Origin of the sequence: Frisingicoccus sp. (assembly GCF_048388605.1) — a bacterium.
Classification (GTDB): domain Bacteria; phylum Bacillota; class Clostridia; order Lachnospirales; family Lachnospiraceae; genus Frisingicoccus.
The window spans coordinates 1-16,048 of sequence record NZ_DBGCTU010000024.1 but is presented as its reverse complement, the minus strand read 5'-3'; the positions used below and the strand labels follow the sequence as shown (position 1 = coordinate 16,048).

Sequence of the window (16,048 nt, the reverse complement as noted above, 5' to 3'; positions counted from 1 at the left end):
TGAATGGATGATTTAAGTAATGTTTTTGACAAGGTCCAGGAAGTGGACCTTCAGGAAACAATGGAGCAATCTTATATCGAATATGCCATGAGTGTTATCGCCTCCAGAGCATTGCCGGATGTAAGAGACGGTTTGAAGCCTGTGCAGAGGCGTATACTTTATGCAATGATCGAGCTGAACAATGGGCCTGACAAGCCGCATCGTAAATGCGCGCGTATTGTCGGTGATACAATGGGTAAATATCACCCGCATGGCGATTCTTCGATTTACGGCGCCCTTGTTAATCTTGCTCAGGAGTGGTCGACCAGATATCCGCTGGTGGACGGTCATGGCAATTTCGGTTCCGTTGATGGAGACGGCGCGGCGGCCATGCGTTATACAGAGGCAAGATTGAGTAAGATTTCCATGGAAATGCTTGCGGATATTAATAAAGATACCGTCGATTTCGGGCCGAACTTTGATGAGACTGAGAAGGAGCCGATGGTCCTTCCTTCAAGGTTTCCGAATCTTCTGGTCAATGGAACAACGGGGATTGCCGTGGGAATGGCGACAAATATTCCGCCGCATAATCTCCGGGAAACTATTGACGGCGTTTTAAAGATTATCGAGAATAAGATCAATAATGACCGGGATACGGAAATCGAGGAACTTCTGGATATAGTTAAGGGACCGGATTTTCCAACCGGCGCTATGATTCTTGGAAAGAATGGCATTAATGAAGCCTATCGAACCGGCCGCGGCAAAATTAAAGTGCGGGCTGTGACGGAAATTGAACCTATGGGCAATAATCGTCAGCGCATTGTTGTGACTGAACTTCCGTATATGGTCAACAAGGCAAAATTAATTGAAAAGATTGCAGAACTGGTTAGGGATAAAAGGGTTGACGGCATTTCGGATCTGAGAGATGAATCCAGCCGTGAAGGTATGCGGGTCGTTATTGAATTGAAAAAGGACGCCAATCCGAATATTATTTTGAATCATTTGTATAAACATACTCAGCTTCAGGATACATTTGGCGTGATTCTTCTTGCGCTGGTGAATAATGAACCGATGATTCTGAATCTGAAACAGATTCTTGAATTATACTTAAAACATCAGGAAGAAGTTATCACACGGCGTTCCAAATATGAACTGAATAAGGCTGAAGAGCGGGCTCATATTTTGGAGGGGTTACTGATCGCCCTGGATAATATCGATGAAGTGATCCATATTATCCGCTCATCTAAAAATGTGGCTGAGGCAAAGGAAAAGTTAATTCAGAGCTTTGGTCTGACGGATGTTCAGGCCCAGGCGATCGTCGATATGCGTCTGCGTGCTCTGACCGGTTTGGAGAGAGAAAAACTGGAATCGGAATATGCGGATCTGGAAGCAAAAATTGCCGAGTTGAAAGCAATTCTCGGCGATGAAAAACGGCTTCTTGGTGTCATTCGCGATGAGATCACGGTCATTCGGAATAAATACGGTGATGACCGGAGAACATCGATTGGCATTGATGATGATGAAATTACCATCGAAGATTTGATCAAAAAAGAAAATACCGTTATTGCTATGACAAAACTTGGTTATATCAAACGAATGACGGTTGATAATTTCCGCAGCCAGAATCGGGGCGGTAAGGGAATCAAAGGTATGTCCACTCTGGATGATGATTATATTGAAGACCTTTTGATGACAAGCACTCATCACTTTATTATGTTCTTTACAAATAAAGGTAAGGCTTATCGGATCAAGGCTTATCAGATTCCTGAATCCTCCAGAGTAGCCCGGGGAACGGCTATTGTGAATATTCTTCAATTGGAGCCGGGAGAAAAAATTACGGCGATGATTCCGATTCGGGATTTTGATCATGATGTTTATCTGTTCATGGCAACAAAGAAGGGAATCGTAAAGAAAACATCGATTAAAGAGTATGATCATATAAGAAAGACGGGTATCATTTCAATTAATTTAAGGGAAGACGATGAATTGATTGAAGTTAAAACAACAAATAATGAAAATGATGTTTTCCTTATCACCAAACATGGAAAATGTATCCGTTTTAATGAAAATGATGTACGTCCGACAGGAAGGACTTCCATGGGCGTGATCGGCATGACTCTGGATGGCGATGATGAAATTATCGGCATGCAGCTCGACAGTCAGGGAGATTCCTTGTTGATCGCCTCCGAAAAGGGTATGGGCAAACGGACGGATCTGTCTGAATTTAATTGTCAGCATCGCGGCGGCAAGGGTGTTCTTTGCTATAATATTACGGAAAAAACAGGCAATGTTATCGGAGCAAAAGCCGTCAATGACAGTCATGAGATCATGATGATCACATCCGGCGGAATTATTATCCGTATGCCGGTCAATGGCATTTCAAAGATAGGAAGATATACCTCCGGAGTCAAACTTATGGATATTGATGTGGAAAACGACATTAAAGTTGCGAGCATTGCAAAAGTCCGGGAAGCAGATGAAAAAGGACCTGAGGAGACGGCATCTGAAGAAATTGAAGAGACGGGCGGAGAGACAGAATGAAGATAACCTATATTCATCACAGTTGTTTTGTTGTTGAACTGGAAGATTGTATTTTTGTATTTGATTATTATAAGGGAGAACTGCCGGAGTTTGATAAAGATAAAAGGATTATTTTCTTTGTGAGTCATGCCCATGGCGATCATTTTAATCCGGCTATTTATCAGTATGCGGAATACAATCCTTATGTCACCTATGTTGTTTCGGATGATGTGCGCCAGAGTCTGAGTTTTGCTGTGCGGCTCGGCACCGGTGGAGAAAATACCATTTTTGTGGATAACGATAAATTATTATATCTGAATGTGGATAACCGGGGAGTTTCAAAAAAAGATCCGGGTTTTCATGATATAAAGATAGAAACATTGAAATCCACAGATGAAGGTGTAGCATTTATCATTGAGTATGCGGGAAAAACGATCTATTTTGCCGGAGATCTGCATTGGTGGTCATGGCCGGGAGAAAGCGAAGAAGATAGAGAGCGCAGAGAAAAAGAGTATAAGCATGAAATGAGTAAAATAAAAGGACGTCATTTTGACGCGGCTTTTGTTGTGCTTGACCCGCGTCAGGAGGAACATTACTGGTGGGGAATGAATGAGTTTATGAGGACAGCTGAAGCGGATAAGGTTTTTCCGATGCACTTCTGGAAAGATTATAAACTGATTCAAAAATTTAAAGACGGCGAGTCTGCAAAAAATTATAAAGAAAAAATCGTTTCAATTGATTCAGAGGGACAGATTTTTGAACTTTAAAGTTTATGTAAAATGTATGAAAAGGGGATGTTACGGCATCCTCTTTTTATTTGACAAACGGGGTATACAGTGATAATATAGAAAACTGTTTTAAAATATATTTTTTCATCAAATGAAAAGAGGAAGAAAAATGACAGCAATATTAGCAATTTCAGTAGCATTAATTATGGGTTTATTAATGACTCGTGTGTTAAAATCTTTAAAATTACCGGATGTTACGGCTTATTTGATTGCCGGTGTTTTAATTGGACCTTATTTTTTGGGACGTTTAAGTATACAGGGTGTGGGATTTATATCGACTGCCGATGTTGAGCAGTATGCCTTGATCTCCAATGTGGCATTGGGTTTCATTGCCTTTACTATCGGTAATGAATTTCGCTTATCCCAGTTGAAAAATATTGGCCGTCAGGCGATGATCGTCGGAATTGCTGAGGGTTTGGTTGCTTCTTTATGTGTCAATGTGGCTATGCTGGCTTTACATATGATTCTTGGAGATAAGCTGCCGATTACGACAGCGATCACATTGGGCGCTATTGCAACGGCGACAGCTCCGGCGGCAACACTGATGGTTGTGCGCCAGTATAAGGCAAAGGGAAAATTAACGGATATACTTCTGCCGGTCGTTGCTTTGGATGATGCGGTTGCCTTAATGGTTTTTGCCGTTTCCTTTGGTGTGGCTACCGCTTTAAAAGACGGCGCATTTAATATGACTTCAATTTTGGTCGAGCCTCTTCTGGAAATTGTTCTCTCTTTGATCGTCGGGGCATTTATGGGATGGCTTTTAACTCAACTGGAAACTTTGTTTAATTCCAACAGTAATCGTTTGTCGCTGACTATTGCCTTTGTGTTTCTGACGGTCGGAATTTCTATGCTGGAATTTGACATTGGCGGTATTCATATTGCATTTTCCTCTCTTTTAGTATGCATGATGCTTGGAACTATTTTCTGTAATATATGTCCGTTGTCTGAGGATCTGATGGAAAAGTCGGACCGGTGGACGGCGCCGTTATTCGCATTGTTCTTTGTGATCAGCGGCGCAGAGCTTGAATTGAGTGTGTTCTCTGATATAAGTATTGTTGTTATCGGTGTTGTTTATATTATTTTCCGCTGTATTGGAAAATATCTGGGTGCATGGTCCAGCGCAAAAGCGGCCGGATGCGACCCGGTCGTTCAAAAATATCTTGGAATTACTCTTTTTCCACAGGCCGGAGTTGCCTTAGGAATGTGTATTACCGCTGCCGCGAAATTTGGCGCGGAGGGCGCGATGATTCGGAATATTGTTCTTTTCTCTGTACTTGTTTACGAGCTTGTCGGCCCTTCGATGACAAAGTGGGCTTTGAAGAAAACCGGAGATATTCAGCCGAAGAGTGCGGAAGTTATTAATCGAAGAGCAATGAAACTGCAGGAAGCAGAGGTTAAGAAAAAAACTTTGAAATAAAATATATTAAAAAGGATTGAATTTTCAAATTGGGATTCAATCCTTTTTTTAAATAAAATTGGAATTTGGTGGAAATCAGATATAAAATCCAACATAAAAATATAAAAAATCAATAAAAATATCTGAAAAAACAGAACATAATTGTTGAATACTGCAAAATAGAATGATATAATTCCAATAAAGAACAACTTTTTAAAAAGAGGAAAATAAAAATGCTTGCAAAAGAACGGAAAAAACTTATTTGGGAAATGATCTTACAGGAAAAAAGCATTTTATCAAAAGATTTATGTAAAAAGTTTAACGTTACAAATGAAACCGTCAGAAAAGATTTAATAGAGTTGGAAAACGAAGGAAAAATCATGAGGGCCTACGGCGGGGCCTATATTATCGGCGGTGTACAAAATGAAGTTCATGCAAATTTAAGAGAAAATGTATATACGGAAGAAAAGGCTGCCATCGGAAAAAGCTGCCGCTCTATGATCTGCGCGGGGGATACGATTTTTCTGGATGAAAGTACAACATGCTGCGCTATTGCAAGGGAACTGAAAACAATTGAAGCAATTACCGTATTTACAAATTCTTATAAGATTATTCGAATATTGGAAGCATGCGAAAATATAAAATTAATTCTTACCGGAGGAGAATTCGACCGAAAAAATCAGTGTTTTGTCGGCGATGAGGTGACGGATTTCCTCAAAAATTATTATGTCGATAAATGTTTTATATCCTGCAGAGGTGTGGATATGAATATTGGTATAACAGATGGAAATGAAAAAAACGGACGTGTCAGAAAGTGTATTATCGGGCAGGCGGCGGAAAAAATTCTCGTTATCGATAAAACAAAATTAAATCTGAAAAAATTTTATAAGATCAGCGGGTTTGAGATGATCGACAAAATAGTTATTGACGGATTTTATACGGATGAGCAGAGAGATGTATGGGAACAGTTTTTAAGTCAGACTCACACAAAGTTGATTATTGCAAAATAATTTTTATAAAAAATATTAAGTCAGGGGGAGAAAATATTGGACGAAAGTATCAGAAACGTTACTCACATGGATAATGTGAAATTAAGTGAAGATGGAAGAAGTGTCGTTATTATCGATCAGACACAGCTGCCGAATCGGATGGAATATATCACATTATCTACGGCAAAAGAAATATGGGATGCAATTTATCTGCTTCAGGTCCGGGGAGCGCCGGCTATTGGCATTTGTGCCGGCTATGGTATTTACTGTCTGGCTTTGCAGATTGAAAGTAAGGATTATGAGACTTTTGCAAAAGAATTCCATGAAAAGAAAGAGTATTTAAATTCGTCACGGCCGACGGCAGTGAATTTAAGCTGGGCATTAAATCGCATGGAAAAGGTTGTTTTGTCGAATAAGGGACAATCTGTAGAAAAGATTCTTGAATTGCTGAAGCAGGAGTGTAAAGCGATTCATGAAGAAGATATTGCCATGTGCAGGGCGATATCCGAGTATGGTTTAACTCTGATTAAAGACGGGGACGGCATTTTGACCCACTGCAATGCGGGACCTTTGGCGACATCCCGTTATGGAACAGCGTTGGGTCCGCTGTTTTTGGGAAAAGAAAAGGGCATGAACTTTAAGGTATTTTCCGATGAAACACGTCCGCTTCTGCAGGGAGCGCGTCTGACATCCTTTGAGTTGTGTAAAGCAGGAATTGATGTAACGCTTATTTGTGACAATATGGCAAGTATTGTTATGAAGAATGGCTGGGTTCAGGCCTGTTTTGTGGGCTGTGACCGGGTTGCGGCAAACGGCGATACGGCAAATAAGATCGGTACAAGCGGTGTGGCGATCCTGGCTAAGTATTATCATATTCCATTTTATGTATTGGGACCAACGTCAACTATCGATATGAATTGCAAAACAGGAGATGATATTAAAATTGAGTTGAGAAAGCCTGAGGAAATCAAAGAAAAGTTCTATTCGGAACCGATGGCTTTAAAAGAAGTGAAATGTTATAACCCGGCGTTTGATGTGACAGATCATGAATTGATTACCGGAATTGTTACTGAAAAAGGTATTTGCTATCCTCCATATACGGATAGTTTAGCAAATCTATTTAAATAATAAAAGAAAAGGAGATCAAAAAAATGAAAAAAGCAAAAAAATGTCTGTCGTTGTTAATTTCAGCAATTATGGTTGCATCCCTGGCCGCCTGCGCGGGAAATCCATCCAGCTCAACCGAAACAAAGGGTGAAACTCAGGCCGCAGATGCCGCGGGTATTAAGGTTGCAATCATCACATCCTCCGGCGTGGATGATGGTTCTTTTAATGAAAACTGCTATGACGGTATTACAAAGTTTGTTGATGAAAATGAAGGCGCTTCTGTGAATGCGATTAAAGAGCCGGATTTGAGTAAATCCATTCAGGCTGTCGAAGATACGATCGCAGATTATGATGTTTTGGTTTTGCCTGGATTTAACTATGCGGCATGTGCAGATATCGCTACGGCCAATCCGGATAAACATATTATATTGGTAGACTCTGCTCCGACAGATTCCGAGGGTGAAGAAGTGACTGTAGATAATATTTATTCGATGACATTCTCCGAGCAGGAACCTGGATTTTTAGCCGGAGTTGCCGCTGCACTTGAAACAAAGACAGGAAAGGTTGCGGTTGTTAACGGTGTTGCTTATCCTTCAAATGTAAATTATCAGTATGGTTTTGAGAGCGGCGTTAATTATGCAGTAAAACATCTTGGAGCAACAGCAGAGTGTGTTGAAATTGCTTCTTATTCCGGTACAGATGTAACAGGTACTAATGTTGGCGGAAACTATGTCGGCGCTTTTGATGATGTGGAAACCGGTAAGATTTTAGGAAATGCTTTAATTGATATGGGCGTTGATATCATTTATGTTGCCGCAGGTTCCAGCGGAAACGGCGTATTTACCGCAGCAAAGGAAGCGGGAGATGTTTTCTGTATCGGTTGTGATGTTGACCAGTTTGATGACGGTGTTAACGGAGATGCCAATATTATTTTAACATCTTCTCTGAAGATTATGGATACCAACGTTTATAAACAGTTGACTCTTATTAACAGCGGTGAATTTAAAGGCTTGAATGAAGTTTTGGGTGCAGCTCAGGATTCTATCGGCATCGTTACCGAAGAAGGCAGACAGCAGTTATCTGAAGAAACGATCGGAACATTAAATGAAGTTTATGAATCCATTAAAAACGGAGATATCGCTCCGGCTTCTAACTTTAACGGATATCTGCCGGATGATTTCCCGGGATTAAACTAAGTAAGGGGTTTTATATATGGCAGAAGGTGTAGAAGAAGCTAGAAGAAATTTGAGCGAGGCTGAAACAGGAGGCGCTGTCACGGAAGGTTTTACTGTTCCGAATATGGGAGAATATGCGCTTTTGCCGGGAAATCCGAGAAGAATTCATTTGATGGCAAGCCAGTGGGATGAAGGAAGTGTTAAAGAGTACAGTTTAAATCGCGGGTATTGCGCGGCAACAGGGACTTTTAAGGGAACACAGATTACAGCCATGTCCACAGGTATGGGCGGACCGAATCTCGAACTTCCATTGACAACGATGGCGTCAGCCGGCGTAAATACATTTATACGTGTTGGTACGACGGGGGCTATTCAGGAAAATATCAATATCGGAGATATTATCATCAATGACTGCAATGTCCGCCTGGATGGAACTTCCCATCAGTATGTGCGGGATGAATATCCTTCGGCAGCCTCTCCGGAAGTGGTTATGGCGTTAATTCAGGCTTGTGAAAATCTCGGGTTTACATATCATGTCGGTGTCGGATGTACGACGGCTTCATTTTATGCGGGACAGTCGAGACCGAGCTTTGGCGGCTATATTCAACAGAAAGCGGAAGCTGATTATAAAGATTTGCAGGCAGCTAAGGTTTTAAATTATGATATGGAAGGCGCTGCTTTGTTCACATTATCGCGTCTCTTCGGACTTCGGGCCGGTATGTGCGCATCCGTTGTGGTGCAGCGTGTGACAGGAGAAGTCAGAGAAGACGGTGGTGAAGAAAGGGCCTGCCTTGTTGGTGCGGAGGCCATTCGTATTTTGACAGAGTGGGATAAAAAGAAAAAAGAAAAGGGAAAAAAATATTTTTATCCTGAAATTATAAAATAAATAGGGAGGAATCTGTATGGTAACAACGCCTACAGCCTGTATTCAGGCTGAAAAAGAAAATGTAGCAAAAGTTGTTCTTATGCCGGGAGACCCTCTGCGCGCTAAATATATTGCAGAGACATACCTTGAAAATCCTGTGTTATTTAACAGTGTACGAAATATGTTTGGATATACCGGTACCTATAAAGGAAAAAAGATTTCTGTAATGGGAAGCGGAATGGGTATTCCTTCAATTACTTTGTACGCGATGGATTTATACAAATTTTTTGATGTGGAAGCAATTATCCGTGTCGGTTCTGCGGGAGCTATTGCGGATGGCGTAAATTTGAGAGATGTTGTTATTGCAATGAGCGCTTCAACAAATTCAAATTTTGATTCGCAATTTGGCTTTCAGGGAACTCTGGCGCCGACTGCCGATTATGAGATGTTAAGCTATGCGGTGGACTCAGCCAAGGAAAAAGGAGCAAGTGTCAAAGTTGGTTCCGTTTTTACAACAGATACATTTTATAATGCCAATGAAAATATGAATCAGAAGGCTAAAGATTTAAATTTGTTATGTGTTGAAATGGAAACGGCTGGATTATATTGGACAGCATCTTATCTTCATAAAAAGGCTCTGAGCATGCTGACAATTTCTGATAATGTATTTACAGGTGCGGAGTTGTCGGTTATGGAAAGACAGGAATCTTTCAATGAGATGATGGAAATTGCATTAGATACAGCCTGGAAAACGATTGATTGATGAGTAAAAAGGAAGTGTTTCATAAATTTTTATGAAACACTTCCAATTTTAAAGAGGCGGGTCGTATGAAAGAAAATGATTATGTTGTTGAAATGAGACATATAACAAAACGCTTTCCCGGAATTGTTGCCAATGATGATGTGACAATTAAAATTAGAAAAGGTGAGATTTATGCCCTGTTAGGCGAAAATGGTGCCGGAAAATCCACACTGATGAGTATGTTATTTGGCATGTATGAGCCGGATGAGGGTGAAATTTATATTCGGGGTGAAAAAACAGTACTTCATTCTTCGAATGAAGCGGCGGCTTTAAAAATAGGAATGGTTCATCAGCATTTTAAGCTGGTTTCAAATTATACGATTGCAGAAAATATTGTCCTTGGCGTTGAACCGATGAAGAAGAAATTCGGAATTTTTCCATATGTGGATATTAAAACAGCCAACGAAAAAATTCGGGATCTTTCAATGAAGTATGGACTTGAAGTGGATCCGACAAAGCGAATCGATGAGGTCAATGTTTCGATACAGCAGCGTGTCGAAATTTTGAAAATGTTATATCGGGATGCGGAAATATTAATTTTTGATGAGCCGACAGCCATATTGACACCTCAGGAAATTGAATATCTGTTAAAGATTATGCGTCAGCTTTCGGATTCGGGAAAAACGATTATTTTGATTACTCATAAGCTGGAGGAAATCAAGCAGATTGCAGACAGATGCGCTATTTTAAGACGTGGAAAATTAATTGATATTCTGGATGTAAAAACAACTTCTACAAAAGAAATGGCGAATATGATGGTTGGCCGGAATGTTTTATTTAATATCACGAAATCGGGCAAGAATTACAGGGATGTAGTGCTTGAGGTCAGGGATTTGTCTGTAAAGGACGAAAATAAAATCGACGTTGTTAAGCATGTCAGCTTTAATATCCGGGGCGGAGAGATTCTGGCCATTGCGGGCGTATCCGGAAACGGGCAGACGGAACTTGCCGATGCTATTGCCGGTTTGATTCCGATCAGTGAAGGAAAAATTGTACTTAATGGCGTGGATATTACGGAGATGGATATCCGTTCCAGAACTCTGGCCGGAATGTCTTACATTCCGGAGGACCGTCAAAAATATGGTGTCATATTGGACGCAACATTAAGAGATAATCTGGCGATAAAAAATTATTATAAAGAACCTTTTGCAAAATCCGGATTTTTAAATTTTAAAGTTTTTGATGATTATGCTGCTGAATTGATAGATAAGTATGATATTCGAAGTGGTTCGGGAGCAAAAACAACTGTGCGTTCTATGAGTGGAGGAAATCAGCAGAAGGCGATCGTAGGACGTGAAATTGAACAGGAAGCGCCGTTTATGATTTTTGTTCAGCCAACCCGTGGACTGGATATCGGGGCAATCGAAAATATACATAAACAGATATTGGAAGAGCGGGAAAAGGGCAGAGCAATATTACTCATTTCGCTGGAACTGGATGAAGTTATGCAGCTTGCGGATACGATAGGGGTTATCTATAATGGTGAAATTTTAAAAATTGCGGATGCTTCGGAATTGACGACAAATGAAGTTGGCAGTTATATGATGGGAGTGAAGGAACATTGAAAGAACAAAAGAAGAAAAAGAAAAATATTCTTATGATATTCTGGGATTTTTTATCGAATGATAAAACAAGTTCTATTGCTATACCATTTGTCAGCATTATTTTGAGTCTGATCGTGGCGGCGATTCTTTTAATTGCCCTTGGAAAAAATCCAATTGAAGCTTTTGCGAGCTTTATCAGAGGATGTGGATTTTTGCCAAAACCATCTTATGCCAGCGGAAAGGGTATGATCACGGATATCTTTTCGTTTTTAGGTATTATGTCGCCGATGCTTATTGCATCTATCGGTGTTGTCATAGCAATGCGGGCGAATCTTTTTAATATCGGTGTTTCCGGGCAAATGCTGGCTTCGGGATTTATTGCAACAGTGATTGTCGGATATAGTGATTTAAATCCTTATATTGCAAAACCGCTTGCCGTGATCATAGGTATTGTTGTGGGCGGACTTCTTGGGATGTTTGTGGGAGTATTAAAATATAAGTTTAATATTCATGAAGTTGTCTCAACAATTATTATCAACTATATTATCAGTTTGGTCACGGCATTTTTTATCAATTCCTACTATTCGGATCCGGTGACACGGACAACGAGGAGATGTTCCAATGCGGCAAGATTGATGCTGCCGGACGTGAATATTGGGGGATATTCCATATCGATCCCACTTGGAATTATTATCGCTGTTGCTGCTGTTATCGGTATAAAAATATTCCTGGAGAAAACAGTCCTGGGATTTGAATTAAAAAATGTCGGTTTGAATAAAGAGTGTTCCCAATATGCCGGTGTAAACGTTAACCGGAGTATTCTTGTTGCTATGGGATTATCCGGGGCTTTTGCCGGTCTTGCCGGAGTTACCTATTATCTTGGATATTATAATACGATTTATCCGAATGAGTTATCCAGCATGGGCTATGATTGTATTGCGGTTGCATTGCTTGGAAACAATAATCCGATCGGATGTATATTTGCTTCATTTCTTATAACGATACTCCAGGCCGGCAGTGTATATATGAGTTCAACGATTGGAGTAAGTAAAGAAATTGCTTCGGTAATAACGGGAATTATTCTTCTTTTCAGTGCCTGCGGCGGATTTTTAATTTATATCGCAAAACGTCAAAAGGCAAAGTGGAATGATTCAGAAAAGGAGGCAATGTAATGATAAATACAATTATTATTAATGGGTTATCTTTTGCGTTGCCGCTGTTTATTATGGCAGTTGGTGGAATTTATTCAGAAAAAAGCGGCGTTACGATGTTATGTATTGAAGGCTTTCAGGGTTTTGGCGCCTTCTGCGGAGCATTTGCAGTGATCATCGCGCAGCAGAGTATCGGAGCTTCATCACCATGGCTTATTTATATTGCTTTGGCGGCGGCGATTCTCGGCGGCATGCTGTTTTCTGTGATTCATGCGGTTTTATGTATCTTTCTTCGCGCAAATCAGGTCATCAGCGGTGTTGTTGTAAATATTCTGGCTTCCGCAGTGACAATCTTTGCAACAAGTATTATCAATGAAGTGATTTTTAATAAACCTTCAAATTTGTTTAATATCGGTGTGTCACAAAAATATACAGTTCCGGGAATTTCTCAGATTCCTGTGATCGGCGCATTATTTAAAGATGTCTATCCTTATGAAATCATTATTTTGATCGTTGCATGTATTATGAGTTATTTAATGTATAAGACGAAATTCGGACTGCGTCTCAGAGCATGTGGAGAGAATCCTCAATCGGTGGATGCGGCCGGGGGAAGCGTCACAAAGGTACGTTTTATTTCAGTTATTATATGCGGCGGATTATCAGGAATCGGCGGTATGTTTTTTGCTTACTCCATGGCCGGAAATTTTTCTGCCAGCATTTATTCAGGATACGGGTATCTGGCGATTGCCGCATTGATTTTTGGAAACTGGGATATCTGGAAAACATTGGCAGTATGTCTGTTTTTCGGTATTGCCAGAGCCGGGGGATATCAATTATGTCTGGTTATGGGATTATCAAGTAACTATTCGTTTTTATTTCAAACGATACCATATATATTGACCTTAGTATTGCTTGTATTTTTCTCAAAATATAATCATCCTCCAAAGGCAACAGGTGAATTTTTCGATAAAGGAAAACGATAATAAAGGAGGCTTTTTAATGATATTACATTCTGAAAGGGAACTTTTGGTAGAATACGGAAAAAGAATGAGCAGAGAAAAACTGACTGCAGGAACCGGTGGAAATCTGAGTATATATAATGCGGAACAGGGATTAATGGCAATTACTCCGTCGGGAATGGATTATTTTGAAATTTCTCCGGAAGATATTGTTGTCATGGATTTGGAAAATCATATTGTGGACAGTCAAAGAAAACCGTCCAGCGAATGGGCATTACACACTGTATTTTATAAAAATAAACCGGATATTCGTGCGGTTGTTCATACTCATCCGATTTATTCAACAATTTTTGCAATTTTGAATAAGCCATTAAAAGCAGTACATTATGCAATTGCGGATGCCGGAGTGGCTGAAGTACCATGTGCACCTTATCATTTGTTTGGAACTGCGGAATTGGCTGAAGAAGCGATTAAAGTATGCGGAGACAGTAAAGCGGTTATACTGGCAAATCATGGGCTTATAACCTGTGGAACAGATCTGGAAAAAGCGTATAGCCTGACATGTAATATGGAATTTGTGGCTGAACTTCAGTATCGGAGCATGAGTATAGGAACTCCGGTTGTTTTAAATGATGAAGATATGAATCAGGTGCTTGAAAAATTTATGACTTATGGTCAGCCGGGAGGAAAAAAAGGCTATTAGAATATTTGAGTGATTTTCTTCCTTTACCATCATAATTCGAGAGGGTTGTTGTTAATAATACGGCAGCCCTCATTGATTTTTAATGAGATGTACATTATAATTTTTCTGTATATATATAAATGGAGGTTTAGAGATGAGAGATATATCTTGCTATAAAATCTGCGATACTGTCTGTGACATGTGTATTCAGGCGACTCATTTTTTATCAGAAGATATGGCGGCGGCAATGAATCATGCGATAGAGACAGAAAAATCCCCTTTAGGTAAGCAGGTATTAAAACAGCTTGAGGATAATCTGAAAATTGCGGGAGAAGAAATGATTCCGATTTGCCAGGATACAGGGATGGCTGTTTTATTTGTGGAAATGGGACAGGAAGTACATATAGTGGACGGCGTATTGGAAGAGGCGATCAATGAGGGTGTCCGGCGGGGATATACGGAAGGATTTTTGCGTAAATCCGTGGTTGAGGACCCAATTTACCGTGTAAATACAAAGGATAATACACCGGCTGTTATTCATTATCAGATAGTTCCGGGAGAAATTTTTAAAATAACTTTGGCGCCAAAAGGATTTGGAAGTGAAAATATGAGCCGGATCTGCATGCTTAAACCGGCGGATGGCATTGAGGGTGTAAAAAAAGCGATTCTTGAAACCGTAGATGCAGCAGGTCCAAATGCCTGCCCGCCGTTGGTTGTCGGCGTTGGCATCGGCGGAGATTTTGAAAAATCCGCTTTAATGTCCAAGCATGCGTTGACAAGAGAGGCCGGTAAACATTCAGAAATTCCTTATGTCAGAGAATTAGAAATAGAAATGCTTGATAAAATCAATCAGCTTGGGATCGGACCCGGCGGACTTGGCGGTACAGTGACAGCGATGGCTGTAAATATTGAAACCTATCCGACACATATTGCCGGTCTTCCGGTGGCTATAAATATATGCTGTCATGTGAATCGACATGTGACACGTGAATTATAAAATTTAAGGAGAGAGCAGAATGGAAAAACATATTAATGCACCCTTAAAGGATGAAACCATCAAAGAATTAAGATCCGGAGATTATGTTTATATTTCCGGCACAATTTATACTGCCAGAGATGCGGCGCATAAGAGAATGTATGAATCCATGCTGGCCAATGAAGCCATTCCGATGAATCTGGAGAATAATATTATCTATTATATGGGGCCGTCACCGGCCAGGGAGGGACGGCCGATTGGTTCAGCAGGCCCGACAACAAGCAGCCGAATGGATAAATATGCGCCTAAATTAATGGATTGCGGATTGAAGGGGATGATCGGAAAGGGAAAACGTTCCAAAGAAGTTGTAGAGGCCATTATTCGCAATAAGGCGGTTTACTTTGCTGCAGTCGGCGGCGCCGGCGCATTGTTGTCAAAAGCTATAAAAAAATCTACCGTAATTGCTTATGACGATCTGGGGACGGAGGCTATACGGAAATTAGAGGTAGAAAATCTTCCGGCGATCGTAGTTATTGATTCGGAGGGAAATAACCTTTATGAAACGGTTGTAAAAGAGTATCGTCGTATTTAATTAGTACTATATATATGCCAGGGTCAGAAATTTTTGATTCTAACACCTATATATAATGTAAAAAAAGAGAAAAAGGGCATATCTTGTATCGTAAAAATTAAATAAAAAATATCAGAGAAATAAGTTGACAATACTGGTAAAAATGTATTATAATAGACAAGCACTGAAAAAGTGCGTTAAAAATTTCATAATTTTTAACAATTCGGAGAAGTACTCAAGAGGCCGAAGAGGTGCCCCTGCTAAGGGTATAGGTCGCTAACGCGGCGCGAGGGTTCAAATCCCTCCTTCTCCGCTTTGAATATTTTAGAAATATTCAAAATAAATTAAAAAAGATGTTGACAAAAGCATGAAAGCGTGTTATCCTATTAAAGTTGCACGAGAGAAAAAAGCAACATCAAAAAAGATGAACATTGACAATTAAACAATAAAACAATCCCGAAAAGTTTCAAAGAGAAACATTTTCAATGAACGGTGCCGAAAGGCACTCCAAAACAGTAAAACGGGAAGATAACAGCTAGTTGTC

The 16,048-nt window shown here is 40.2% G+C and carries 14 protein-coding genes and 1 tRNA gene; all 15 read left to right on the top strand.

Features of this window, described 5'->3' with window-relative positions; all coding sequences use genetic code 11:
• Positions 1-3 precede the first annotated feature (3 nt).
• The gene (gyrA, locus tag ACMN7X_RS05010; RefSeq protein WP_418746398.1) at positions 4-2,520 is read left to right on the top strand and encodes a DNA gyrase subunit A; all 2,517 of its coding nucleotides are present in this window, start codon (positions 4-6) and stop codon (positions 2,518-2,520) included.
• Positions 2,517-3,266: an MBL fold metallo-hydrolase gene (locus ACMN7X_RS05005; RefSeq protein WP_418746397.1), complete on the top strand. Its 750-nt coding sequence runs from the start codon at positions 2,517-2,519 to the stop codon at positions 3,264-3,266. Before gyrA ends, ACMN7X_RS05005 begins: the two co-directional genes overlap by 4 nt.
• A 130-nt stretch (positions 3,267-3,396) precedes the next feature.
• Entirely contained in the window at positions 3,397-4,704 is a 1,308-nt protein-coding gene (locus ACMN7X_RS05000; protein WP_418746396.1) for a cation:proton antiporter, read from the top strand.
• A 212-nt stretch (positions 4,705-4,916) separates the two neighbouring features.
• Entirely contained in the window at positions 4,917-5,693 is a 777-nt protein-coding gene (locus ACMN7X_RS04995; protein WP_418746395.1) for a DeoR/GlpR family DNA-binding transcription regulator, read from the top strand.
• Between the two features lie 66 nt (positions 5,694-5,759).
• Entirely contained in the window at positions 5,760-6,800 is a 1,041-nt protein-coding gene (gene mtnA, locus ACMN7X_RS04990; protein WP_418746434.1) for an S-methyl-5-thioribose-1-phosphate isomerase, read from the top strand.
• 23 nt (positions 6,801-6,823) lie between these two features.
• Positions 6,824-7,975 carry a BMP family lipoprotein gene (locus tag ACMN7X_RS04985; protein ID WP_418746394.1) on the top strand — a complete coding sequence of 384 codons (1,152 nt, stop codon included), beginning with the start codon at positions 6,824-6,826 and terminating at the stop codon, positions 7,973-7,975.
• Positions 7,976-7,991: 16 nt separating this feature from the next.
• On the top strand, positions 7,992-8,840 hold the full coding sequence (locus ACMN7X_RS04980) for a nucleoside phosphorylase (protein WP_418746393.1): 849 nt from the start codon (positions 7,992-7,994) through the stop codon (positions 8,838-8,840).
• 16 nt (positions 8,841-8,856) lie between these two features.
• Positions 8,857-9,582 carry a purine-nucleoside phosphorylase gene (gene deoD, locus ACMN7X_RS04975; protein ID WP_418746392.1) on the top strand — a complete coding sequence of 242 codons (726 nt, stop codon included), beginning with the start codon at positions 8,857-8,859 and terminating at the stop codon, positions 9,580-9,582.
• Between the two features lie 65 nt (positions 9,583-9,647).
• Positions 9,648-11,186, top strand: coding sequence for an ABC transporter ATP-binding protein (locus ACMN7X_RS04970; protein ID WP_418746391.1), 1,539 nt, complete (start codon positions 9,648-9,650; stop codon positions 11,184-11,186).
• Positions 11,183-12,337 carry an ABC transporter permease gene (locus ACMN7X_RS04965; RefSeq protein WP_418746390.1) on the top strand — a complete coding sequence of 385 codons (1,155 nt, stop codon included), beginning with the start codon at positions 11,183-11,185 and terminating at the stop codon, positions 12,335-12,337. Before ACMN7X_RS04970 ends, ACMN7X_RS04965 begins: the two co-directional genes overlap by 4 nt.
• A complete protein-coding gene (locus ACMN7X_RS04960; RefSeq protein ID WP_418746389.1) occupies positions 12,337-13,299 on the top strand; it encodes an ABC transporter permease in 963 nt (320 codons plus the stop codon). Before ACMN7X_RS04965 ends, ACMN7X_RS04960 begins: the two co-directional genes overlap by 1 nt.
• Positions 13,300-13,315: 16 nt before the next feature.
• The gene (locus ACMN7X_RS04955) at positions 13,316-13,978 is read left to right on the top strand and encodes an L-fuculose-phosphate aldolase (protein ID WP_418746388.1); all 663 of its coding nucleotides are present in this window, start codon (positions 13,316-13,318) and stop codon (positions 13,976-13,978) included.
• 133 nt (positions 13,979-14,111) lie between these two features.
• Complete coding sequence (locus ACMN7X_RS04950; protein ID WP_418746387.1) at positions 14,112-14,954, top strand: fumarate hydratase; 843 nt, start codon at positions 14,112-14,114, stop codon at positions 14,952-14,954.
• Positions 14,955-14,973: 19 nt separating this feature from the next.
• Positions 14,974-15,525 (top strand): Fe-S-containing hydro-lyase, encoded by a 552-nt coding sequence (locus tag ACMN7X_RS04945; RefSeq protein WP_418746386.1) that lies wholly within the window; start codon positions 14,974-14,976, stop codon positions 15,523-15,525.
• 204 nt (positions 15,526-15,729) lie between these two features.
• A tRNA-Ser gene (locus ACMN7X_RS04940) sits at positions 15,730-15,817 on the top strand.
• The last annotated feature ends 231 nt before the right edge of the window (positions 15,818-16,048 follow it).

Bases quoted from the DNA above. Each gene is read 5' to 3' on its own strand.
- ACMN7X_RS04950 (WP_418746387.1), top strand. From the start codon at position 14,112: ATGAGAGATATATCTTGCTATAAAATCTGCGATACTGTCTGTGACATG.
- ACMN7X_RS04985 (WP_418746394.1), top strand. From the start codon at position 6,824: ATGAAAAAAGCAAAAAAATGTCTGTCGTTGTTAATTTCAGCAATTATG.
- ACMN7X_RS04955 (WP_418746388.1), top strand. From the start codon at position 13,316: ATGATATTACATTCTGAAAGGGAACTTTTGGTAGAATACGGAAAAAGA.
- mtnA (WP_418746434.1), top strand. From the start codon at position 5,760: ATGGATAATGTGAAATTAAGTGAAGATGGAAGAAGTGTCGTTATTATC.
- ACMN7X_RS05000 (WP_418746396.1), top strand. From the start codon at position 3,397: ATGACAGCAATATTAGCAATTTCAGTAGCATTAATTATGGGTTTATTA.
- ACMN7X_RS04945 (WP_418746386.1), top strand. From the start codon at position 14,974: ATGGAAAAACATATTAATGCACCCTTAAAGGATGAAACCATCAAAGAA.
- ACMN7X_RS04960 (WP_418746389.1), top strand. From the start codon at position 12,337: ATGATAAATACAATTATTATTAATGGGTTATCTTTTGCGTTGCCGCTG.
- ACMN7X_RS04980 (WP_418746393.1), top strand. From the start codon at position 7,992: ATGGCAGAAGGTGTAGAAGAAGCTAGAAGAAATTTGAGCGAGGCTGAA.
- ACMN7X_RS04995 (WP_418746395.1), top strand. From the start codon at position 4,917: ATGCTTGCAAAAGAACGGAAAAAACTTATTTGGGAAATGATCTTACAG.
- ACMN7X_RS04970 (WP_418746391.1), top strand. From the start codon at position 9,648: ATGAAAGAAAATGATTATGTTGTTGAAATGAGACATATAACAAAACGC.
- gyrA (WP_418746398.1), top strand. From the start codon at position 4: ATGGATGATTTAAGTAATGTTTTTGACAAGGTCCAGGAAGTGGACCTT.
- deoD (WP_418746392.1), top strand. From the start codon at position 8,857: ATGGTAACAACGCCTACAGCCTGTATTCAGGCTGAAAAAGAAAATGTA.
- ACMN7X_RS05005 (WP_418746397.1), top strand. From the start codon at position 2,517: ATGAAGATAACCTATATTCATCACAGTTGTTTTGTTGTTGAACTGGAA.